This is a genomic window from Acinetobacter sp. AKBS16 (assembly GCF_002899995.1).
Taxonomy (GTDB): domain Bacteria; phylum Pseudomonadota; class Gammaproteobacteria; order Pseudomonadales; family Moraxellaceae; genus Acinetobacter; species Acinetobacter baumannii.
The window spans coordinates 21846-41735 of sequence record NZ_POYH01000052.1 but is presented as its reverse complement, the minus strand read 5'-3'; the positions used below and the strand labels follow the sequence as shown (position 1 = coordinate 41735).

Here is a 19890-nt window from a genome sequence, read left to right as displayed (position 1 = left end):
TTCAAAATATAGTTTTTCTTATCTTTCCAAATAAATTATTAAGTTCTCATACTTAAACCACAAATGAATAAATTAAAAGTTAGAACTTAAGAACCAAAACCCATTTTTAAAATAATTTATTTGAAACAAATATTTATTAGAATTTAATCGATGTGAAAGAGGTAAATAGCCAAATATTTGAGTTTTTCTTTAAGGCTTTGCTAAATTATGGGCATAAGATGTTGTTTTTTGGTTTCAAGCCCCTACGAAAATTGTAATTTTGAGCAAATTGATACATAGTCTTAACAAGAACATCGGCATTATACTGAGGGCTTGTTGGCAATAAGCCTAACCGATCCAATAATATATAAATTATGACTTTAAAAGGGAGTACATCATGAGTTTAGTTGTACCTGCTGAACATCCTGAAACCGTACATAACGAAACGGATCGTGTCGAGCGCATTTTAGTGGTCGATGACGATGTGCGTTTACGTACCCTCTTGCAACGTTTTTTGGAAGATAAAGGCTTTGTTGTAAAAACTGCCCATGATGCCTCACAAATGGATCGTTTATTACAACGTGAGTTATTTTCACTTATCGTGCTCGACTTTATGTTGCCCGTTGAAGATGGTTTAAGTATTTGTCGTCGTTTACGTCAGTCAAATATTGATACTCCAATTATCATGTTAACTGCACGTGGTAGTGACTCTGACCGTATTGCTGGTCTTGAAGCCGGCGCAGATGACTATTTACCGAAACCATTTAACCCAAATGAACTTTTAGCACGTATTCGCGCAGTATTGCGTCGTCAGGTACGTGAAGTTCCGGGTGCGCCAAGCCAACAAGTTGAAGTGGTTAGCTTCGGTCCATGGTCTCTAGATTTATCTACACGTACACTAACTCGTGAAGGACAAATCGTTACATTGACTACAGGTGAATTTGCCGTATTAAAAGCTTTGGTACAGCATCCACGTGAACCTTTAACACGCGACAAGCTCATGAACTTGGCTCGTGGCCGTGAATGGGGTGCAATGGAACGTTCTATTGATGTTCAAGTGTCTCGTCTACGCCGCTTAATTGAAGATAACCCGGCACGCGCACGTTACATTCAAACTGTATGGGGCGTAGGTTATGTGTTTGTTCCGGACGGTGCTGAATAAGCTTGAGATAAAATAGAGTGAGTTTAGAGCCAATACCACCGCAAACCTTTACCGACTACGTTGCGTACTCAGAGCGTAAACGGACCCGATGGGAACGTTTTCTCGACAAGATTAAGCCACGTTCTGCGGCCATGCGTACCACAATTTTGGTACTGCTGGTGGTACTCTTTAGCTTATTTATGTCATTGTGGTTTTTTTGGCGAACCCTCTATTTACCTGAAATTCAGCAACATGCACGCTATCTAGCAGTTGAACTAGAACTGGTAAATAACCCTAATATTCGTATTTTTCATCGTGATAGCGAAGTTGACGTCGACACATGGTTACGCAATCGGGTTGGCATTGAATATGTCACGAACCCCAAAGAATATCCAAGTGTCCGCGATAAAATTATTGCCGAGTTTTTTACCAACCAAGTTGAGCAAAAACTGGCAAATGAAATTGGCGCAAAAGACGTTACTGTCTATTTCCAATTTAAACCTAGCCCACGTATCTGGATTCAAACGCCAGAAATGCATGGTAACTGGGTTCGTGAACCTTTAAAAACCTATGCCAACTATAGCCCCGAGCTACTGGTAGGCTGGGTTGTGGGTGTCCCATTAGTTTCGGCCATCATCATTTTAATTTTGGTTCGACAAATGAACCGACCATTACGTCGTTTGCAAAATGCTGCCAACGAATACAGTAAGTCTGGAACTGCACCTTATTTAGATACCAACCATGGCCCTTTAGAAATTCGCCAAGTAAACCAAGCGTTTAACCGTATGGTATATACACTTGAACAAACTGAGCGTGAAAGACGAATCATGCTAGCGGGAATTTCACATGATTTAAGGACTCCCCTCACACGTATTCGTTTAACTGCAGAGATGCTACCTGATGAGTTTCTACGTGAAGGTCTGGTTTATGACGTAGATGATATGGATGCGATTCTAAATCAATTCATCTCATATATGCGCGATGGTTCAGATGAGGAATTAAAAGACACCAATATCAATATTCTTTTGCAAGAATTGGTGGTTCAGTTTAAACCCCTTGATATTCGCTTTAACATGCAGGATGTTCCTATTATTCCTGCACGCAGCCTCTCTTTAAAACGACTTATTGCCAACCTCATTAATAACGCAAAGCGTTATGGTGCTGAACCGATCGAACTCAGTGCAAAGGTTGAAAATGAACATATTTTAATTACGGTTGCTGACCATGGTGAAGGCATTCCAGAAGATCAAATTGAAGAATTAATGCAGCCTTTTGTAAGAGGCAACTCGGCTAGAACGATTCAGGGAAGCGGTTTGGGTCTTGCCATTGTTAAACGTATTGTCGATATTCACCAAGGTGAAATCCAGATTCACAATCGTGAACAAGGCGGTTTAGAGGTAATTATTTCTTTACCAATTCCAAAACCCGCCCCTGAAGAAAATACAACGCACAATCCTTTAGAAAAAATCAAACAAACTTTAAGTGAGCGCTTTTAATTTGAGCAATTGAACATTTAAAGCGCTATTTTAAACCTCAAAAAAGTCAATAATAATCAATATATTAAAAATCATAAAAATAAGTTATACCCGCATTTATTTAAAAAATTAGACCTTAGCCTAACACCTATGCACTTTTCATTTTTTCATAGCTAAAATCCGGTATGTTTTGACAATATTGAGGATGTCCAATGTCTTTAAGTCGTATTCGCCTAGCTTCTCTTCATGACAAGGTCATCAGTGCTGAACAAGCTGCGCAATTCATCGAAAATGGAATGACCGTTGGTATGAGTGGTTTTACTCGTGCCGGTGAAGCTAAAGCTGTTCCACAAGCACTTGTAGAGCTTGCAAAAAAGAATCCGTTAAAAATCACGTTAATTACGGGTGCTAGCTTAGGTAATGACTTAGACAAACAACTCACGGAAGCAGGTGTTTTATCTCGTCGCATGCCATTCCAAGTGGATAACACTTTGCGCCGCGCAATTAACAACGGCGAAGTCATGTTTATTGACCAACACTTGTCAGAAACTGTTGAGCAAATGCGTAACCAGCAACTTAAACGTCCAGATGTTGCGGTCATTGAAGCAATTGCGATTACTGAAGATGGTGGTATTATTCCAACAACTTCTGTTGGTAACTCTGCAAGTTTTGCGATTTTTGCCGAAAAAGTAATTGTTGAAATCAACACTTCTTTAAGCGAAAGCTTTGAAGGTTTGCACGATATCTATATTCCAACTTACCGTCCAACACGTACGCCAATTCCATTAACAAAAGTGGACGAACGTATTGGTACAACAGCTATCCAAATCGATCCTTCGAAAATTGTTGGTATTGTATTTAACGATACACATGACTCTCCATCGACAGTCACTCCTCCAGATGATGAGACTCAAGGCATTGCCAATCACCTTATCGCATTCTTTGAAAAAGAAGTGGCTGAAGGTCGTTTACCGAAGAACCTTGGTCCACTCCAAGCAGGGATCGGTTCGATTGCGAATGCTGTACTGACAGGTTTAAAAGATTCTAATTTTGAAGACCTCATCATGTACTCAGAAGTACTACAAGACTGTACTTTTGAATTAATTGATGCAGGCAAAATGAAATTTGCTTCTGGTAGTTCAATTACGCTTTCAGCAAAATGTGGTGAAAAAGTTTTTGGCAATATCGAAGCTTACAAAGACAAATTAGTGCTTCGTCCACAAGAAATTTCTAATCACCCTGAGCTTGTACGTCGTTTAGGTATTATCGGTATTAATACTGCACTTGAGTTTGATATTTACGGTAACGTGAACTCAACTCACGTGTGCGGTACTAAAATGATGAACGGTATTGGTGGTTCAGGTGACTTCGCTCGTAATGCGCACTTGGCAATCTTTGTAACCAAATCAATCGCTAAAGGCGGCGATATTTCTTCTATCGTGCCAATGGTGAGTCACGTTGATCATAGTGAACACGACGTTGATATTTTAGTGACAGAGCAAGGTTTAGCAGACTTACGTGGTTTAGCACCTCGTGAACGCGCTCGCGCTATTATCGACAACTGCGTACACCCGCTTTACCGTGATGCATTAAATGACTACTTTGATCGTGCATGTGCTAAAGGCGGACATACACCTCACTTACTTCGTGAAGCATTGTCTTGGCATGCAAACTTCGAAGAAACAGGCCAAATGCTTCAACCAACACCAGTTGCAAAATCAGCTTAAGCCATACTTCTAATTTAAGCACTCCTACGGGGGTGCTTTTTTATTTGTGTAAATTATTCACAAACTACTGCTCAAGTTCGAATTTTTATTTTATCTTTTCAATACATCAAAACAAAAAGTAGAAATCCATATGTTCATTATTCGCCAATTTACAAATGCAGATCTGGATGATGTGGTCAATCTATGGGAAAGCTGTGGCCTAACTCGCCCTTGGAATAACCCTGAAACGGATATTTTCAGGAAAGTTTCGCAGCAGGACGATTTATTCCTCGTTGCTATTAAGGATGAGCAACTGATTGGCACGCTTATGGGCGGCTACGACGGCCATAGAGGCTGGATTAATTATCTGGCTGTTCACCCCCACCAACAACGCCTAGGAATCGCTACAGCGCTTGTTCAGCAGCTTGAGAAGCGCCTCATCGCTCGTGGCTGCCCAAAACTACAATTACTCGTCCGTAAAGACAATTTGAATGTGTTGAACTTTTACGAACAACTCGGTTACGACGAAGTAGAAGCCGTGTGTTTAGGAAAACGGCTGATTAATGATAGCCCTCACGATTAGAGACAAGTTTTCAGTTGAGCCATTTTTAGAAAGTTAAGGCAATATTGGGGATAACCCTCTTTGCTTGTGGATAAAATGAGATTTATACACAGGTAAGGTCTTAATATTTTTATTAAATAAACAGGCATGAAAAAAGCCCCATACATAATGTATGGGGCTTTTTCGAATATGGTGGCGAGACCCAGGATCGAACTGGGGACACACGGATTTTCAATCCGTTGCTCTACCAACTGAGCTATCACGCCGATGGCCTGTATTAAGCCGTATCTCAGAACAATAGTCAACAATTATCCTGAGTTTTTGATTTAAATGAGTATTTTTTATACTCAAAAAAAAATCCCTGATGGGATCAGGGATTGAAAACACAAATAATGGTGGCGAGACCCAGGATCGAACTGGGGACACACGGATTTTCAATCCGTTGCTCTACCAACTGAGCTATCACGCCGAAGTGGGCGTATTAAACAATGTTTATAGGAGGACGTCAAGCAACTTCCGCATTTTTTGTAACAAGTGTTTAATTTTAAATCACAAGTGTCGTAAAAATAGATTTTTAGCTATGCAATTTACCAATATGAGCTAAGCAGCGATGAATTGCACCACAACCTGGCTCAAAAATTTTAACGCCTTTTGCTTCTTCTATACGACAAGCTTCTTCAACTAGACGCTCTGCTACTCCGCGTCCACGATTTGCAGGGTGTACAACTATATATTCAAGCACCTTGCTTTCACCTTGTCCTGAACACCAGATTGCACCTATAATTTTGGTGTTAAATTCGGCAGTGTATAGCGTGGTATACTGTTGTAAATCTTGTTCAAGTTGTTCAATCGCATCGTGCCCGTCACCAAACTCCGGACTTGTGTCATACAGTCGCTCAAGCTGATCGCGGATCTCTGAATTATCTAGAGAACTATAAGCATGTACGGTAATAGGCATTGATTAACCCTCCTGAGCAAACTATGATGCTGTCACGAATTCGTCACAGCGAAATTGTCGTTAACATCCAATCATTTTTGACGTTTTTTGAGGAACGTGTCCATGACGCAACGTATCAGTGAAGTGGTTAGAAATACCAATGAAACCAAAATTCGAGTTCGTTTAAATCTCGATGGTACTGGTCAAGGCACACTAAACACCGGAGTTCCATTTTTAGACCATATGATTGATCAAATCAAGCGACATGGCTTATTTGATATCGATATTCATTGTGATGGAGACTTAGAGATTGATGATCACCATACCGTAGAAGACTGCGGTATCACGCTTGGACAAGCTTTTGCACAAGCTTTAGGTGATAAAAAAGGTTTACGTCGTTATGGGCATTTTTACGCGCCATTAGACGAAGCTTTATCTCGTGTGGTTGTAGATTTGTCTGGTCGTCCGGGTTTATTTATGGATATTCCATTTACTCGCGCGCGCATCGGTACCTTTGACGTAGATTTATTTTCCGAGTTTTTCCAAGGTTTCGTAAACCATGCGCTTATGACCTTACACATCGATAACTTGAAAGGTAAAAATAGCCACCATCAAATCGAGAGTGTATTTAAAGCACTAGCTCGTGCTTTACGTATGGCATGTGAAATTGATCCACGTGCTGAAAACACGATTGCATCGACAAAAGGTAGCCTCTAATGACACGTATCGCATTGCTTGATTATGGCATGGGTAATCTGCACTCAGCCGCTAAAGCACTTGAATATGTAGGTGCAACCGTCGATGTGACAAATGATCCAAAATTAATTGCACAAGCCGACAAAATTGTTTTCCCGGGTGTTGGGGCAATGCGTGACTGTATGCAAGGCATGCGTGAAGCAGGTATTGATGAAGTTGTACGTAAAGCAGCTTTTAATAAGCCTGTTCTTGCAATTTGCGTAGGCATGCAGGCACTACTACAAAGCTCAGAAGAAAACGGCGGTGTAGATGCCTTAGGTATTTTTGACGGGGTAGTAAAACACTTTCCTCAAATGGAAGGTTTAAAAGTCCCACACATGGGCTGGAACCAAGTTCATCAAATGGACCCAAGTCACCCGATGTGGAACAGCATTGAACAAGATGCTCGCTTCTACTTTGTACACAGCTACTATGTTGAACCTAAAGATGAAAATCTTGTGGCTGCTACATGTGAGTATGGCGTGAACTTCTGCACAGCAATTCACAAAGATAATTTATTCGCGACTCAATTCCACCCAGAGAAAAGTCACACTGCTGGTTTGCAGTTACTGAAAAACTTTGTGGAATGGAATATTTAATTCAATTCAAAAACTGAAACAGATCAGGTCAAGATAGCCTGATCTGTTTTTTTATTTATAATAATAACCAATCATTTATAGAATGATATTTTATTCAACAAAATATTGAATATTCATACTTTTAAATAAAACCAAATGATTAGGATAAACACAATGAATTCACCTTTTGAAAATCAGCCCATTTCACAAGATTCACCGTTTAAGGCAAATGGTCGTTTTGGACGACTCTCTTATGCAGCTTGGACATTCTTATTTACGCTAGTCCTTGTTACCGCCATTCTACTTATTATGTTTACTTTTGGTTTTACAAACCCTGAAGGTGCCCCAGACTTTTCTACGCCTGGCTTAATATGTATAGTAATTCTTTATATAGTCGGTATTTATATTAACTTCGTATTTACCATCCGCCGTTTGCATGACCGCAATAATACAGGGTGGCTCTCTTTACTGATGCTAGTACCGGTCGTGAATATTGGCCTTGCTATTTATTTATTCTGTGCAAAAGGAACTGAAGGTCCTAATGATTATGGACCTAAGCGTCCAACGCCAAGCTGGGAGCGTGTTTTAGGCTGGATTTATATTGTGCTTATTCCGCTTGCATTAATTTTTGGTGTTATTGCCGTAATTATGGCTCCAACCTATGAAGGTTATGTCGAGAAAAGCGAAAGTATTGCGATCGGTAGCCCATCTCAGTCTGAATAATTTTTAAAGATGCACATAAAGCCTAGTTCTCTAGGCTTTATTCATATATAAAGTGAATAGCCCTATTCATTTGTACGCTGTTAAATATGTCTGAAGCCTCTGCCCTTCTTGATAAAACTTCTATTCAGCAGCTCCCTCCTTTTGAAAATCTTAACCATCAAAATATTGTGGTGATTGAAAATAGCGAGCAATGCAAAACTATTGAAGAAGAATTAAGGGTAGCGACCTTTTTAGGATTTGATTCTGAATCTAAACCTACTTTTCAGGTAGGTGAAGTATCAACTGGCCCACATTTGATTCAGCTGGCTACAGAACACAAAGCCTATTTATTTCATGTCAATTCATCGACTTTAAAATTTTTACAGCCCATTTTGTCTAATCCAAAACAAATTAAAGTCGGCTTTGGCCTTAAAAATGATAAGCATATTTTTCACAAAAAAGGCATAGAGCTTGAAAGCTGCATTGACCTTGCTAAAGGTTTTAGCCATTTTGGCTTTAAACAACAAATGGGTGTACAAAAAGCCGTAGCACTATTACTTGGTCAGTATCTTGCCAAGTCGAAGAAAGTTGGAACTTCAAATTGGGCGCGAAAACCGCTTACTTCACCACAAATCAGTTATGCAGCTGCTGACGCCTATGCTGCCCTATTGGTATTTCTCGAGCTTAAAAAACGAAAGGTATTACCAATACATATTTCTGAAAAGATTCAAACCGCTCTTCAAGGGTAAAGTTATAAAAGTCTTTTCTAAGGCTTAGCGATTGATCAATACTTTGCTAAGATGTGCACAATTTCATAAACATGATGAAGCAAGGAGCGAAAGCATGCTAATCATTCCAGCAATTGACCTGAAAGATGGTAAATGTGTGCGTTTAAAACAAGGGCGTATGGAAGACGATACCGTTTTCTCTGACGATCCGGTTGCAACTGCCCAGCATTGGGTAAATGAAGGCGCACGACGTTTGCATTTGGTCGATTTGAATGGTGCTTTCGCAGGTACGCCTATTCATAAACCTGTTGTTGAAGCAATTGCAAAAGCTCAGCCAGAATTACCAATTCAAATTGGTGGTGGTATTCGCTCATTAGAAACGATTGAACACTATTTAGAAGCTGGCGTGACTTTTGTCATTATCGGCACTAAAGCTGTTCAAGAACCAGAATTTGTAGAAGAAGCTTGTAAACGTTTCGCAGGCCACATCATTGTTGGTATTGATGCCATGAATGGTATGGTTGCAACTGACGGCTGGGCAAATGTTACTGATGTGAAAGCAACTGATTTAGCGAAACGCTTTGCAGATGCTGGTGTGTCTAGCATTGTTTACACGGACATTGCGCGTGACGGCATGATGCAAGGTGTAAATGTTGAGCAAACTGTAAACTTGGCTCAATACTCAGGCTTACCAGTCATTGCTTCAGGTGGTGTAACCAACCTTGATGACGTTCGTAACTTAAAAGGCCAACCGGGCATTTTAGGTGCAATCACAGGCCGTGCAATTTATGAAGGTACTTTAAACCTTCGTGAAGCTCAGCTTTTGTTAGATGAAAACCGTCTTTAATTTTTTAAGATGTAAAAAAGAGCCTGATTAGGCTCTTTTTTATTTTTTGATGATCTTTAGTTTAATAATTTTTCTAAATCAATCACCTCATCTGCAAGCTCCATTGCATAAGGTGAATGTGTAATCATAATTATGGATGGAACAACTTGCTGAATATATTCAAGTATATTTTTGGCAGTATCTACATCTAAAGCTGCTGTCGGTTCATCTAATATGATGAGTTGTGGACGAGCTAAAAGACCTCGAAGAATACAAATTCTTTGTTTTTCTCCTCCTGAAAAATTCTTATAAATTTCAGTTAGATCATCATCGAGTGTTAACTGATGCTTTTTCAAAATATGCGATAAGTTAAACTGCTCAAGCATCTGTAGTAAATAAGAGTCTTCGTAAATATATTGAGAGTTATAGACTAGATTCTCTCTTAAAGAATAAGGGAAAATTATAGGTTGCTGGGCAACATAGACCACTTCATTAAAAATATGTTTAGAAAAATTATGACTAATATCAATATTTTTATACAAAAGCTGGCCTGACTGAATCTGATATACCCCCATTAAATAATTCATCAGAGAAGTTTTACCTAGCCCTGTTTGACCAATCACGACATACGTTTTATTGGTTGATATTGTTAAATTAAAATGATCTACGTTTCTTTTTCCTAATGAAAATTTAGCATTTATAAATTGGTAGAGAATTTCCGTATCTTTAACAGTGGAGTGTGTATATTGCTCTTTATTCAAATTAAAGTACTGCCGATATTTTGCTAGAGCAACAAAATTTCCATTTAAGCGCATCAAACTTTGGGAAACCGCCAGAAACGGATTGGTGAGTTGAATAATATAGGTACTTATCAATACAAAAGCACCAGGGGTCAATTGCTTTTCAGTGGAAAGAAATACTGTAAACAACATAAACATGAGTAAGAATAAGAAGATCATGAATAATTGAGAAATCATCAATAGTCCTATTTTCTTATTCCTATCTTTGGCTGTGGTGATATACAAATTTAATGTTTCATTAAACTTTGATAATTGAAACGGTACTGCATTTTTTACTTTAATTTCATAGGAATTCGAGATCTGATGTATCAAATGGCTATTTACCTGATTATTTTTTTGATACATAGCATCAAATAGTGAACTACTTTTTTTATTTATATGAAATGAAACTAGAAAAATAATAATAGCTACCACTAAAAAGCTAATACTAAAAAGTAAACTAATGGTCGTGAATAAAACTGCGAAAATCATAACCAATTGAAAAATAATTGGCCCTACATGAAGAAGCAATGTGAGGTTAACTTCACCAAAAGCAGAACTCCCTCTTGTAAGATCACTAATTACTGCTCCTGCCTCAATTTGATCTTGTTCTTCTTTTTTAAGATTTAAATAATTTTTTAAGCCCGCAAAAATTAATGCTCCTTTGAAATCTACCATCAAATAAGCGCTAAAAATATTTTTGGTCCAGTTACACAACTCATTCGCTAACCATGCTATAGCGTAGGCAAGTACGATGAAGTATAAGAAATTAAATGGAAACTGAATATTGAGCAGAAAGTTATATTCACGTGCAGAATAATCGATAATAATTTTCAGCAAGTAAGGTAATAATGTTGTAAAAAATGCAGAAAACAGCACTAATAAAAACATGAGAAACATACTACTCTTTTGTTTCACATAGTTTTCTTTAGAAATATTCCATATAAATTTATAGTTCTGAATATCTTGCGAACTTAATAAAAACTTCATTTCTGTATCTTTTTTCTATAAATACGAGTTAAAAATAATTCCTTTACACAAGAAATATCATAACTTCCTTATTTATTTTATTCGTGTTTTTTATTTAAAATTAGATTTATAGATTTCTAAAGCCGAACATATTTGTCATATAAGCTTCTATAAACTGCATTATTTTTAAATATCTGGTGTTTATTTAAAAATTAAATTTTTAATCAATACACCACATTACGAATAAATTTAAGTACTTGGCTACCGCTATTGATATAGGTATAAGTCACTGAACTGGCAAAAATAAAAGATGAACCAGCCGCAATGGTTTTTGAGCTGTCTGTAAATTGTATGGTCAATTCGCCTTCTAACACATAAATCAGTTCTTGCCATCCTTCGGCATCGGCTTCAGCAACATAAGACTCCCCAACAGCCAAAGACCATGTCCAAAGTTCAACTTGAGAACGGGAAGGAACTGAAGCAAGAAAAGTTGCCTTACTTTCTTCCTTTTCACCTTGCCAAGCGAGTGCATTTACTAGGGCATGCTCTTTTAGCTCAGGCGCACTCACAATTGTTCTAAAATCTACTCCCAATACTGCCGCAATCGCATCGAGTTTAGCTAAGCTAATGTTGACTTGGCCTGTTTCCAAAGCAGCAATGGTACGTCTACTTACACCTGCCCGATCAGCCAAGTCCTGTTGGCTTAAACTGCGCTCATCTCTTAATGAACGGATATTTGTGCCTACATGTTGTAAAACGCTACTCGACTGGCTCATAAAATAGATGAATAAAGAAAATTTGAGCAATATATTGCACAAAACAGAAGAATAGCGCAATATGTGCAGTATATTGCACAATTCCCTTTAGTTTGAGTATGTCACCAACTTATCTGAGTTCAAGCAAAGTTCCTCAATTAGCTCTCATTTTGATTACGGTCATTTGGGGTGGAACATTTCTTACTGTGCAGTACGCACTGAATTTTTCATCACCTATGTTTTTTGTCGGCTGCCGTTTTGCCGTAGCTGCCTTAACGCTATTACTTATTTCATTAAAGAGCATGAAAGGCATTACATTAAAAGACTTGGGCGCTGGCAGTGTAATTGGCCTTGTCATTGCAGCGGGCTATGGCACGCAGACAATCGGCCTGCAAACTATTCCGAGTAGTGAATCAGCTTTTTTAACGGCGCTGTATGTTCCGCTTGTTCCTATTTTAATGTGGCTCATTTTTAGAAAAATTCCACATATCATGACTTGGGTGGGAGCAGCTCTTGCTTTTACTGGCCTTGTTTTATTGACGGGTAATGGTTTTAAGCAAATTTCCTTAAGTTTTGGACAACTTTTAACAGTGCTCGGCGCCTTTGCGATTGCCTTAGAAATTATTTTTATTAGCTACTTTGCTGGAAAGGTAAATTTGCGTCGCGTCACCATTATTCAACTTGGTGTCGCCTCTCTACTTTCTTTTGCCATTATGCCTATAGTAGGTGAACATACAATTCCAGCATTTTCATGGCCTCTAATACTCATTGCTGTCGCATTAGGTTTAGCGAGTGCACTCATTCAATTTGTAATGAACTGGGCTCAACGTGTGGTTGATCCTTCACGTGCTGCAATTATCTATGCAGGAGAACCTGTTTGGGCAGGCATTATTGGTCGAATTGCAGGTGAGCGTTTACCAGTTATTGCCCTTTTTGGGGGTGCTTTAGTGGTCTTAGGTGTTTTAGTCAGTGAGTTAAAAATTAAGCTGCCTATTAAGAAAAACAAAAGAGTCCGAGAATAAAAAAGAGAGCTTAACGCTCTCTTTTTTATATATCATTTTTCTTTAATAAAATAGAGGGTTCGTAGTACTCAACTGTCGGCATTGGATCATAAAATGGATGAAGCAATTTTTTCCATTCTTGATAAGCCTCCGACTTTCTAAACCCTTCTGTATGATTTTCAATTTCATCCCAGAAAATCATTAAAATATAATGATGGGGATCAGTTGCATGCTTAATCAGTTGGACTGAATTGAAGCCTTCCATTGGATAAACAATATGTTTAGCCTGCTCGAATGCCTTAAGGAATGCTTCACTTTGCCCAGACTTTATACTCAAATGTACATGTTCAATAATCATGATTTATTGATACATCGGACGGTTATCATTTAGCGCAATCAAACCGCGAATGGCACGATATACAATCCAGATCCATGCTGCCGCGATAACACCCACACAGAACACAGTCGATGAGATTGCAACGCCTGCAAATAGATCGGTATTTTCACCCGTGAAGAACAAGAAAATAAATGGCAAAAAGGCAATAATATTCCAAGCCAAGTACCACCAGAATGTTCTGATTTGCCATGTAAAGTGGCTCGCAAAAATTGAACCTTGCACATCAGAACGTTTTACATAGTTAATAATTAAAGCAATAATCGCAAGTAAGCCGCCTGTAAAAATGGCAACAATATAAAGTACATATAAAATAAGTGTTAAAGTACGATTTGGATCTTGGTCGATAGAACTATTCATTTTTATACCTCTCAAGTTTAATAAAACAATTTACTTTTATGATCCCCGCAAAACGTTTAAAGGAGAAATTAGCCACAAAATCAAAAGTAAATGAAAGAATATGGTACAAAAATAAATCTTACGAAATGGTTGTTTTTGTGTTTTATGTCTCAGTTTTTGTTGTGCCCACCACGCAGCTGGCCATCCCCCTAAGAAACTGACAATGTGCAAAGTCTGCTCAGGAACACGGCGATTGCCCAATTGCGCTGCTTCTTTATCTTGTGAATATAGCCAGTAACTCAACACATTCATCATTAAGACAAACAATAAGGTATAAGCCGGCAAAATATGAATAAAACTCATAATGCCCATTAAAACGAAATAAAACACAATCCCCATTTGCATAGCAGACCATGGGCTGGCCTGAAAAGAAGATTGTGTTTTTGCAGGTTTTAAAGCCTTACGGGTTTGAGATGCCTTTAAATAAGTGACCTGCTGAGCACGAAAACGGCCTCTTTCATCAAGGATTACCAGATATTCCAGTGCACAGCCAATAATTGGCCGAGGTCCAGGGCGTGCAAAATCTTTGATATGCAAAAAGACTCGCTCTTTTTCAGCATCATCCGGCTGAATAAAGCCATAACCCTTTTCGTCGAACCATTCGACTAAACGCCCCTGATCTCGCATCTTTATTCCCTTTTATGCTTTTACATGGCTTAAACGGTCTTGCATCATTGCTCGCATTTCTTGCGGGTCTTTTTGCAAGATGTCATCGCCGGTACGTCCTTCTTCTTTATTTTTTTGAGCAACTTGTAAACGCATTGACCAAAAACGGCAAGCCGCCATTGCCAAGAATACATCTAAACATTCAAGTTCATCTGAAGTCAGCGCACGAATTTTTTGGTATGCCTCTAAATAAGCGTCTACTTTGTCTGAGTTTAAATGCGCTGCTGGATATTCGGTACAAAAATCATTAATGGTAATCGCAATATCAAACAGCAACTCATCTTGATTTAACTCGTAAAAATCTAGAATACCTTGTAGTTGCTCGCCTTCAAACAAAGTATTGTCACGGAACAAATCTGAGTGAATAAAACCTGTCGGTCGATTTGAATACTGCGCTGTTTTCGCATTAAAGGCTTGATAAACCTGCTCAAGTAACGTTTGGTCATCTTGAGTCATATTTGGTTTAAGCTGCTCTGCAACACCTGTCCAATATTGATGATCACGGCGATATTCACGTTCAAGCGGAAAATCTTGTAAAGCTACATGTAACTTCGCCTGTGCATCTGCAATTGCAGCAACTTGGGCTACTGTCGTTTGCATGGGATGGTGGCCCATAAGACGTGGTGCAATTTGTGCAGGTTTACCCGCAATAAAATGAACCGCTTGGCCGCTGTGCTTTAATGGCACGGCAACGGGTACATCATGAGTACCTAATTGCTCAAGCACAGGAATCAGTTCGCCTGCACCTTGTGCATCTAACTCTTCAAATACGGTGAGTACATATTGTTTGCGGTTTACATCAACCAGAAAATAATTGGTGTTTTGAATACCTCCCTGAATTGGGTTCAGCTCCAACACCTCTAATCCATAAGGTGCAGCAAAGGTGCGAACTTCATCTAAACTCAACGGGGTATAAACCGACATGGAAAACCTGCAAAAAACATCTGTGAAGTTTGATAGAATACCTCTTCCCTCCATGAAGGTGTAGCGCCTGTGTAGGAACTTTCACCAACGGCGATTATTTTTGGAAAAAGCTATGCTTGCTAAACGTATTATTCCTTGCCTAGACGTTGATAACGGACGCGTAGTTAAAGGCGTTCAATTCCTCGATATTCGTGATGCGGGCGACCCTGTTGAAGTGGCACGTCGCTATAACGAACAAGGTGCAGACGAAATTACTTTCTTAGACATTACCGCTACACATCATGGACGCGATACCACTTACCGTACTGTTGAACGTATGGCCGAGACTGTATTTGTGCCATTAACTGTCGGTGGTGGTGTACGTAAAGTTGAAGATATTCGTGCGTTATTAAATGCAGGTGCAGATAAAGTGAGTATTAACTCGGCTGCCGTATTTAACCCTGAATTTGTTCAAGAAGCTTCTCAGCATTTTGGCGCACAATGTATTGTGGTTGCGATCGATGCCAAAAAAACTGGTGACAACAAATGGGAAATCTTTACTCATGGTGGCCGTAAACCAACTGGTATTGATGCCATTGAATGGGCTGTAAAAATGGCTGACTACGGTGCGGGTGAGTTGCTGATTACTAGTATGGACGCCGACGGTACTAAAGCGGGTTACGATATTGCTTTAATGCGTGCCATTAATGACCGCGTGACCATTCCAACGATTGCCTCAGGCGGTGTAGGTAACTTACAACACCTTGCAGACGGTATTTTACAAGGTGGTGCCGATGCAGTATTGGCAGCAAGTATTTTCCACTTTGGCCAATATACAATTCCAGAAGCTAAACAATATTTGGCTGAACAAGGCATCGAAATGCGCTTGTAAGCTTATGTATATTTAAAGGGGTAATATGCCCCTTTAATTTTTTATGCAGCACCTTCTATCGCATTTACATCACTAACGAGTTTAGGCTGTTCTTTTTTCTCGACCCATTTTACTGGAAAGATTTTTTCTACAGCTTGAGAGAGTGGCCGAGCAAGCGCAGTAGGTAACCGTATCCCCAAAGGATTTTGTTCTTTTAAATCTGCCGAAGACACCACACGTGTTCCCATTACATAGTCAAACCAAGGTTTGGTCACACACCAATTGGCATCTTGATTAGAGTTCATATGGTGGTCGTAATGCCACGGAATTTTACGCTTTGCCCAGTCAGGCTCTAAATGTGCACGGCGATGAATATAGTAATAATTACCAGCACTGTACCAAGCTGCAAGTGCCATACCTTTTGAAAAGGGGTAGAAAATTGCACTTGAAACGGTTGCCACCACGGCAAGTGAAATTAACTCATTTTTGGTTCGCCAGTTTCCAACGCCCTCAACATAACAATCATCATGAAACTGTTGTTTACGGACTTCACGATGGTGTGCCCAATGCGACTCCATACTTTTCGGCACTGGGCTATAGCGCGGTTGTCCGGCACGGTGTACACCATGCAAAATATATTTGTGTGCTACCCATTCAAATGCATTGGCAACTGCAATTCCGGCAATAAACCCTTTTAACATCGCTTTACTCCTTTTTCTTTTTATTCAGCATATAAAATTCGTTATGCTAGGTATTGACCAGAATTTATGGTTTCATTGACAAATCACGACAAGAAAGAGGTGGTTAGGGATGCCACAACTAAAAAATTATACAGGCTCGGTATATGGAGGACTGGGGCACTTATTAAAGGCTTATTGCGAAGCCAATGAGTTAACTATTCCTGAACAATTAGAACAAATCCAAAATCTGGAACGCTTTGACTATGTGGTTTGGCGTGACCTATTAGAAGTTATTTATAAACTGGACCCAAAGCCGGGTTTAGGGCTAGAAATTGCCAAATATGTACAACCCAAACATTTAGGCATTATTGCCTACCTTGCTCTCTCTTGCGATAACTTAGGTGAAGCCTTAATTCGTTACCATGACTTTCACCGTCTAATTTATGACGGGAGCCCATTAGTGGTTGAGCTACAAGGGAGATATGGTTCTATTCGCTGGGAAGCGACTGAGCTACACCCTACCCAGCTTACCGATGAAATCGCGATTGCACTGGTGATTCAGTTCTTACGTCTTTTTATGTCTCATGAAGATGTGCAGTTACATGAAGTGCGTTTCTTAAATGCTGCCCCTAAAAATATCAGAGTTTACGAGCAGTACTTTCAATGTCCCGTTCGTTTTAGCCAGCCTCGTACAGAGTTACTTATACCCATTACCGAAATTCACAAGCCGCTTAGCAGCGCAGACCACACATTACAGCAACTATTGGTTCAGCAGGCCCAAGCACTTTTAGAACAGTTACCCAATTCAACCCAACTCGATCAGCGTTTACAGCATTCAATTTTGACTGGTCTGCAAAAGAATCAGTATCAAATTGAATATATTGCAGCTCAATTAGGCCTATCGGTTCGACAGCTCCAAAGGCACTTACAACAGCAGAACACCACCTTTCAGGAACGTGTTCAGCAAGTACGCTTTATGCTGGCAACCGAGTATTTAAAAGATCCGCATTTAAGCCTACAAGAGATTGCACTTTTGCTGTGTTATTCAGAACAAAGCGCATTTCAAAGAGCATTTAAGCATTGGACCAAGCAAACACCACAACAGTGGAGAGATCAATTTTTAAACAAAGAATAACCAACCAAAACTTACAAATCTTTTCTTGATTAAAACAACACTGAAAACAAAAATTTCATATAGTCACATGCTTAATTTTTTGTGACGCATTTCACATTAATTAAAAAATAGATCAATAGATGAGTAATCACAATGAATAAATATTTTGCTGAATTCTTAGGTACGTTTTGGCTAGTCTTTGGTGGTTGTGGTAGCGCAGTTTTAGCCGCAGCTTTCCCTGAACTTGGTATTGGCTTTGCAGGTGTAGCCCTTGCCTTTGGTTTAACCGTACTCACAGGTGCTTATGCTCTAGGGCATATCTCAGGTGGACATTTCAATCCCGCGGTAAGTGTTGGCCTTTGGGTCGGTGGCCGCTTCGATGTTAAAGATTTAATTCCGTATATTGTTGCGCAAGTGGTTGGTGCGACCGCTGCTGCATTTGTTCTTTATATTATTGCTCAAGGCCAAGCAGGCTTTAGTGGTGTTGGCGGGTTTGCGACCAATGGTTTTGGTGACTTATCACCAAATAAATTTGGTTTAGGTTCTGCTTTCATTATTGAAGTGGTTCTTACTGCTTTCTTCTTAATCATTATTTTAGGAGCAACTGACCGCCGTGCGCCTGCTGGCTTCGCTCCTATCGCGATTGGTTTAGGCTTAACACTCATTCACTTAATCAGTATTCCGGTTACGAACACTTCGGTAAACCCTGCACGTAGTACAGGTGTTGCGTTCTTTGCTGAAACGGCTGCTTTAAGTCAGTTGTGGTTGTTCTGGGTAGCACCGATTTTAGGGGCTGTGATTGGGGCAATTATTTATAAGGTAGTTGCTGGGGATAAGGATTAACTGCACAACCGCAAATACCACGGTCACTCAAGTTGTAGTTGTATAGGTAATGCCTCACTTTTGAGTGAGCAAAAGTGACAAAACTCATTCGTTTCACTGACGTTACTTCCATGTAACGCAGTGAAACAGGCGGCATCCGTGCCACCATCGCGATAGCAAATTGAGTAAAATATATTTATTACAAAAACGGATTATTAATTTCTTGTTCAGCTGGACGTTCAATTTTCTCAGGCAATTCTTCTTTTTCCAAAGCTGCAACTATATCGTTTAAAAAACTCTGCAATGCCTTTGCCTGCTCTAACCCAACTTTGTCTTTAGTGATTTGCAAATTGCCATAAATACTCACGCAATCGACATCATTTTCTAATGTTAGATCTTCAATTGAAGAAGACTCAGTACCCTTTTCAAATGGCTTAAACATAGCTGTTGTCTCGTTGTTATATCTTCACAGTGTAATACGACCAATTTAAAAAAAATCAATCAAAATTAAAAGAGCCGATAAAATTAAGAAAGCGCCCATCAGGATATTAAAATATTTCAAACGGTTGCCCTGATTCAGTACCACTGAAAATTTATCACCACATAATCCCCAAAAGAACAAGCATGCATAGCATGTGAAGAAATAAATAATAATAAAGATCGGCAACGACTGCGGGTTTTCAATGCTAGTAAACATGGTAATACCCGACACACAAGCCAACCATGCTTTTGGGTTAAGCCACTGTAATAAGAAACCATCTTTAAAATTGGGAATAAGCATGTGCTCTACAGGTGCACTTGAAATTGAAATATTGGCAGCAGAAAGAATAATTTTTATGCCGATATAGCAAACAAAGAGCGTTCCACAAACTGCAAGAATTTTTAAGACAACTGGAAACTGAGTTAATACACTTTGAAGGCCAAAAGCCATAAAAATCAAAAGTAAGGTAAAGCCAATGGTGGCACCTGAAATATAGGGAAGTGATCTTTCTAAACCATGATTTAAGCTGGTCGATAAAATGACTGTATTGACGGGACCGGGTGTAATCGACATTGCAAAAGAAAAAAGAAACATCGAGGCAAACATTGTTATTATCCTTATTCGAATAAATAAATGAGCAGACAGATCTGTCTATTCATCTTATTGTATCGATTCAGGCTTCACAAC

Annotated in this window: 24 protein-coding genes and 2 tRNA genes; 14 read left to right on the top strand and 12 right to left on the bottom strand. The window is 39.3% G+C overall.

Features of this window, described 5'->3' with window-relative positions; all coding sequences use genetic code 11:
• The first annotated feature begins 376 nt into the window (after nucleotides 1-376).
• The 5 genes from ompR (at nucleotide 377) to C1642_RS09110 (ending at nucleotide 4884) form a co-directional block, all read left to right on the top strand.
• The gene (gene ompR, locus C1642_RS09130; protein WP_000060753.1) at nucleotides 377-1141 is read left to right on the top strand and encodes a two-component system response regulator OmpR; all 765 of its coding nucleotides are present in this window, start codon (nucleotides 377-379) and stop codon (nucleotides 1139-1141) included.
• A gap of 17 nt (nucleotides 1142-1158) precedes the next feature.
• The gene (locus C1642_RS09125; RefSeq protein ID WP_000051217.1) at nucleotides 1159-2616 is read left to right on the top strand and encodes an ATP-binding protein; all 1458 of its coding nucleotides are present in this window, start codon (nucleotides 1159-1161) and stop codon (nucleotides 2614-2616) included.
• 27 nt (nucleotides 2617-2643) lie between these two features.
• Nucleotides 2644-2772, top strand: coding sequence for a hypothetical protein (locus tag C1642_RS09120; RefSeq protein ID WP_086221416.1), 129 nt, complete (start codon nucleotides 2644-2646; stop codon nucleotides 2770-2772).
• 35 nt (nucleotides 2773-2807) lie between these two features.
• On the top strand, nucleotides 2808-4322 hold the full coding sequence (locus C1642_RS09115) for an acetyl-CoA hydrolase/transferase family protein (protein ID WP_000059344.1): 1515 nt from the start codon (nucleotides 2808-2810) through the stop codon (nucleotides 4320-4322).
• 130 nt (nucleotides 4323-4452) lie between these two features.
• The gene (locus tag C1642_RS09110) at nucleotides 4453-4884 is read left to right on the top strand and encodes a GNAT family acetyltransferase (RefSeq protein ID WP_000469965.1); all 432 of its coding nucleotides are present in this window, start codon (nucleotides 4453-4455) and stop codon (nucleotides 4882-4884) included.
• A 169-nt stretch (nucleotides 4885-5053) separates the two neighbouring features.
• Here C1642_RS09110 and C1642_RS09105 read toward each other — a convergent pair.
• From C1642_RS09105 to C1642_RS09095, 3 genes are all read right to left on the bottom strand, one after another.
• Nucleotides 5054-5129, bottom strand: a tRNA-Phe gene (locus tag C1642_RS09105).
• A 127-nt stretch (nucleotides 5130-5256) separates the two neighbouring features.
• Nucleotides 5257-5332: transfer RNA gene (locus C1642_RS09100), tRNA-Phe, on the bottom strand.
• A 105-nt stretch (nucleotides 5333-5437) separates the two neighbouring features.
• Nucleotides 5438-5821 (bottom strand): GNAT family N-acetyltransferase, encoded by a 384-nt coding sequence (locus tag C1642_RS09095; protein WP_001123235.1) that lies wholly within the window; start codon nucleotides 5819-5821, stop codon nucleotides 5438-5440.
• Between the two features lie 102 nt (nucleotides 5822-5923).
• On the opposite strand from C1642_RS09095, the gene hisB reads away from it, so the two are divergent.
• The 5 genes from hisB (at nucleotide 5924) to hisA (ending at nucleotide 9390) form a co-directional block, all read left to right on the top strand.
• The gene (gene hisB / locus C1642_RS09090) at nucleotides 5924-6517 is read left to right on the top strand and encodes an imidazoleglycerol-phosphate dehydratase HisB (protein WP_000194096.1); all 594 of its coding nucleotides are present in this window, start codon (nucleotides 5924-5926) and stop codon (nucleotides 6515-6517) included.
• Nucleotides 6517-7134: an imidazole glycerol phosphate synthase subunit HisH gene (gene hisH / locus C1642_RS09085; protein ID WP_000196733.1), complete on the top strand. Its 618-nt coding sequence runs from the start codon at nucleotides 6517-6519 to the stop codon at nucleotides 7132-7134. Before hisB ends, hisH begins: the two co-directional genes overlap by 1 nt.
• Before the next feature lie 153 nt (nucleotides 7135-7287).
• On the top strand, nucleotides 7288-7836 hold the full coding sequence (locus C1642_RS09080) for a DUF805 domain-containing protein (RefSeq protein ID WP_103236227.1): 549 nt from the start codon (nucleotides 7288-7290) through the stop codon (nucleotides 7834-7836).
• 86 nt (nucleotides 7837-7922) lie between these two features.
• On the top strand, nucleotides 7923-8564 hold the full coding sequence (locus C1642_RS09075; protein WP_001287558.1) for a 3'-5' exonuclease: 642 nt from the start codon (nucleotides 7923-7925) through the stop codon (nucleotides 8562-8564).
• A 94-nt stretch (nucleotides 8565-8658) separates the two neighbouring features.
• Nucleotides 8659-9390 (top strand): 1-(5-phosphoribosyl)-5-[(5-phosphoribosylamino)methylideneamino]imidazole-4-carboxamide isomerase, encoded by a 732-nt coding sequence (gene hisA, locus C1642_RS09070; RefSeq protein ID WP_000905538.1) that lies wholly within the window; start codon nucleotides 8659-8661, stop codon nucleotides 9388-9390.
• A 56-nt stretch (nucleotides 9391-9446) separates the two neighbouring features.
• Here hisA and C1642_RS09065 read toward each other — a convergent pair whose 3' ends face one another.
• Nucleotides 9447-11138: an ATP-binding cassette domain-containing protein gene (locus C1642_RS09065; protein WP_103236226.1), complete on the bottom strand. Its 1692-nt coding sequence runs from the start codon at nucleotides 11136-11138 to the stop codon at nucleotides 9447-9449.
• A gap of 203 nt (nucleotides 11139-11341) precedes the next feature.
• On the bottom strand, nucleotides 11342-11893 hold the full coding sequence (locus tag C1642_RS09060) for a helix-turn-helix domain-containing protein (protein ID WP_000083600.1): 552 nt from the start codon (nucleotides 11891-11893) through the stop codon (nucleotides 11342-11344).
• A 98-nt stretch (nucleotides 11894-11991) separates the two neighbouring features.
• Here C1642_RS09060 and C1642_RS09055 point away from each other — a divergent pair, with 98 nt between their 5' ends.
• On the top strand, nucleotides 11992-12894 hold the full coding sequence (locus C1642_RS09055) for a DMT family transporter (protein ID WP_103236225.1): 903 nt from the start codon (nucleotides 11992-11994) through the stop codon (nucleotides 12892-12894).
• Between the two features lie 25 nt (nucleotides 12895-12919).
• Here the strand turns inward: C1642_RS09055 and C1642_RS09050 are convergent, their stop codons facing one another.
• Genes C1642_RS09050 through C1642_RS09035 form a run of 4 tightly spaced genes read right to left on the bottom strand, consistent with a single transcriptional unit; the run spans nucleotide 12920 to nucleotide 15256 of the window.
• Complete coding sequence (locus C1642_RS09050) at nucleotides 12920-13231, bottom strand: antibiotic biosynthesis monooxygenase family protein (protein WP_000582730.1); 312 nt, start codon at nucleotides 13229-13231, stop codon at nucleotides 12920-12922.
• Nucleotides 13232-13234: 3 nt separating this feature from the next.
• Nucleotides 13235-13627, bottom strand: a complete 393-nt coding sequence (locus C1642_RS09045) for a DUF4870 family protein (protein WP_001088854.1) — start codon at nucleotides 13625-13627, stop codon at nucleotides 13235-13237.
• Between the two features lie 36 nt (nucleotides 13628-13663).
• On the bottom strand, nucleotides 13664-14293 hold the full coding sequence (locus tag C1642_RS09040) for a DUF1294 domain-containing protein (RefSeq protein WP_001205591.1): 630 nt from the start codon (nucleotides 14291-14293) through the stop codon (nucleotides 13664-13666).
• A gap of 12 nt (nucleotides 14294-14305) precedes the next feature.
• Nucleotides 14306-15256, bottom strand: coding sequence for a homoserine kinase (locus tag C1642_RS09035; RefSeq protein WP_000118179.1), 951 nt, complete (start codon nucleotides 15254-15256; stop codon nucleotides 14306-14308).
• Between the two features lie 112 nt (nucleotides 15257-15368).
• Between C1642_RS09035 and hisF the strand changes: the two genes are divergently transcribed.
• Nucleotides 15369-16127: an imidazole glycerol phosphate synthase subunit HisF gene (gene hisF / locus C1642_RS09030; RefSeq protein ID WP_000880078.1), complete on the top strand. Its 759-nt coding sequence runs from the start codon at nucleotides 15369-15371 to the stop codon at nucleotides 16125-16127.
• A gap of 41 nt (nucleotides 16128-16168) precedes the next feature.
• Here hisF and C1642_RS09025 read toward each other — a convergent pair whose 3' ends face one another.
• A complete protein-coding gene (locus C1642_RS09025; protein WP_103236224.1) occupies nucleotides 16169-16807 on the bottom strand; it encodes a hypothetical protein in 639 nt (212 codons plus the stop codon).
• A gap of 109 nt (nucleotides 16808-16916) precedes the next feature.
• Between C1642_RS09025 and C1642_RS09020 the strand changes: the two genes are divergently transcribed.
• On the top strand, nucleotides 16917-17921 hold the full coding sequence (locus tag C1642_RS09020; RefSeq protein ID WP_103236223.1) for an AraC family transcriptional regulator: 1005 nt from the start codon (nucleotides 16917-16919) through the stop codon (nucleotides 17919-17921).
• Nucleotides 17922-18053: 132 nt separating this feature from the next.
• Nucleotides 18054-18743, top strand: coding sequence for an aquaporin Z (aqpZ, locus tag C1642_RS09015; protein WP_001045987.1), 690 nt, complete (start codon nucleotides 18054-18056; stop codon nucleotides 18741-18743).
• Nucleotides 18744-18921: 178 nt separating this feature from the next.
• Here aqpZ and C1642_RS09010 read toward each other — a convergent pair whose 3' ends face one another.
• Together C1642_RS09010 and C1642_RS09005 are read right to left on the bottom strand one after the other, a co-directional pair.
• A complete protein-coding gene (locus C1642_RS09010; protein WP_000476053.1) occupies nucleotides 18922-19164 on the bottom strand; it encodes a hypothetical protein in 243 nt (80 codons plus the stop codon).
• 45 nt (nucleotides 19165-19209) lie between these two features.
• On the bottom strand, nucleotides 19210-19809 hold the full coding sequence (locus C1642_RS09005; protein WP_213064267.1) for a LysE family translocator: 600 nt from the start codon (nucleotides 19807-19809) through the stop codon (nucleotides 19210-19212).
• Nucleotides 19810-19890 lie beyond the last annotated feature (81 nt).

Bases quoted from the DNA above. Each gene is read 5' to 3' on its own strand.
- ompR (WP_000060753.1), top strand. From the start codon at position 377: ATGAGTTTAGTTGTACCTGCTGAACATCCTGAAACCGTACATAACGAA.
- C1642_RS09115 (WP_000059344.1), top strand. From the start codon at position 2,808: ATGTCTTTAAGTCGTATTCGCCTAGCTTCTCTTCATGACAAGGTCATC.
- C1642_RS09110 (WP_000469965.1), top strand. From the start codon at position 4,453: ATGTTCATTATTCGCCAATTTACAAATGCAGATCTGGATGATGTGGTC.
- C1642_RS09095 (WP_001123235.1), bottom strand. From the start codon at position 5,821: ATGCCTATTACCGTACATGCTTATAGTTCTCTAGATAATTCAGAGATC.
- hisB (WP_000194096.1), top strand. From the start codon at position 5,924: ATGACGCAACGTATCAGTGAAGTGGTTAGAAATACCAATGAAACCAAA.
- hisH (WP_000196733.1), top strand. From the start codon at position 6,517: ATGACACGTATCGCATTGCTTGATTATGGCATGGGTAATCTGCACTCA.
- C1642_RS09080 (WP_103236227.1), top strand. From the start codon at position 7,288: ATGAATTCACCTTTTGAAAATCAGCCCATTTCACAAGATTCACCGTTT.
- C1642_RS09075 (WP_001287558.1), top strand. From the start codon at position 7,923: ATGTCTGAAGCCTCTGCCCTTCTTGATAAAACTTCTATTCAGCAGCTC.
- hisA (WP_000905538.1), top strand. From the start codon at position 8,659: ATGCTAATCATTCCAGCAATTGACCTGAAAGATGGTAAATGTGTGCGT.
- C1642_RS09065 (WP_103236226.1), bottom strand. From the start codon at position 11,138: ATGAAGTTTTTATTAAGTTCGCAAGATATTCAGAACTATAAATTTATA.
- C1642_RS09060 (WP_000083600.1), bottom strand. From the start codon at position 11,893: ATGAGCCAGTCGAGTAGCGTTTTACAACATGTAGGCACAAATATCCGT.
- C1642_RS09055 (WP_103236225.1), top strand. From the start codon at position 11,992: ATGTCACCAACTTATCTGAGTTCAAGCAAAGTTCCTCAATTAGCTCTC.
- C1642_RS09050 (WP_000582730.1), bottom strand. From the start codon at position 13,231: ATGATTATTGAACATGTACATTTGAGTATAAAGTCTGGGCAAAGTGAA.
- C1642_RS09045 (WP_001088854.1), bottom strand. From the start codon at position 13,627: ATGAATAGTTCTATCGACCAAGATCCAAATCGTACTTTAACACTTATT.
- C1642_RS09040 (WP_001205591.1), bottom strand. From the start codon at position 14,293: ATGCGAGATCAGGGGCGTTTAGTCGAATGGTTCGACGAAAAGGGTTAT.
- C1642_RS09035 (WP_000118179.1), bottom strand. From the start codon at position 15,256: ATGTCGGTTTATACCCCGTTGAGTTTAGATGAAGTTCGCACCTTTGCT.
- hisF (WP_000880078.1), top strand. From the start codon at position 15,369: ATGCTTGCTAAACGTATTATTCCTTGCCTAGACGTTGATAACGGACGC.
- C1642_RS09025 (WP_103236224.1), bottom strand. From the start codon at position 16,807: ATGTTAAAAGGGTTTATTGCCGGAATTGCAGTTGCCAATGCATTTGAA.
- C1642_RS09020 (WP_103236223.1), top strand. From the start codon at position 16,917: ATGCCACAACTAAAAAATTATACAGGCTCGGTATATGGAGGACTGGGG.
- aqpZ (WP_001045987.1), top strand. From the start codon at position 18,054: ATGAATAAATATTTTGCTGAATTCTTAGGTACGTTTTGGCTAGTCTTT.
- C1642_RS09010 (WP_000476053.1), bottom strand. From the start codon at position 19,164: ATGTTTAAGCCATTTGAAAAGGGTACTGAGTCTTCTTCAATTGAAGAT.
- C1642_RS09005 (WP_213064267.1), bottom strand. From the start codon at position 19,809: ATGTTTGCCTCGATGTTTCTTTTTTCTTTTGCAATGTCGATTACACCC.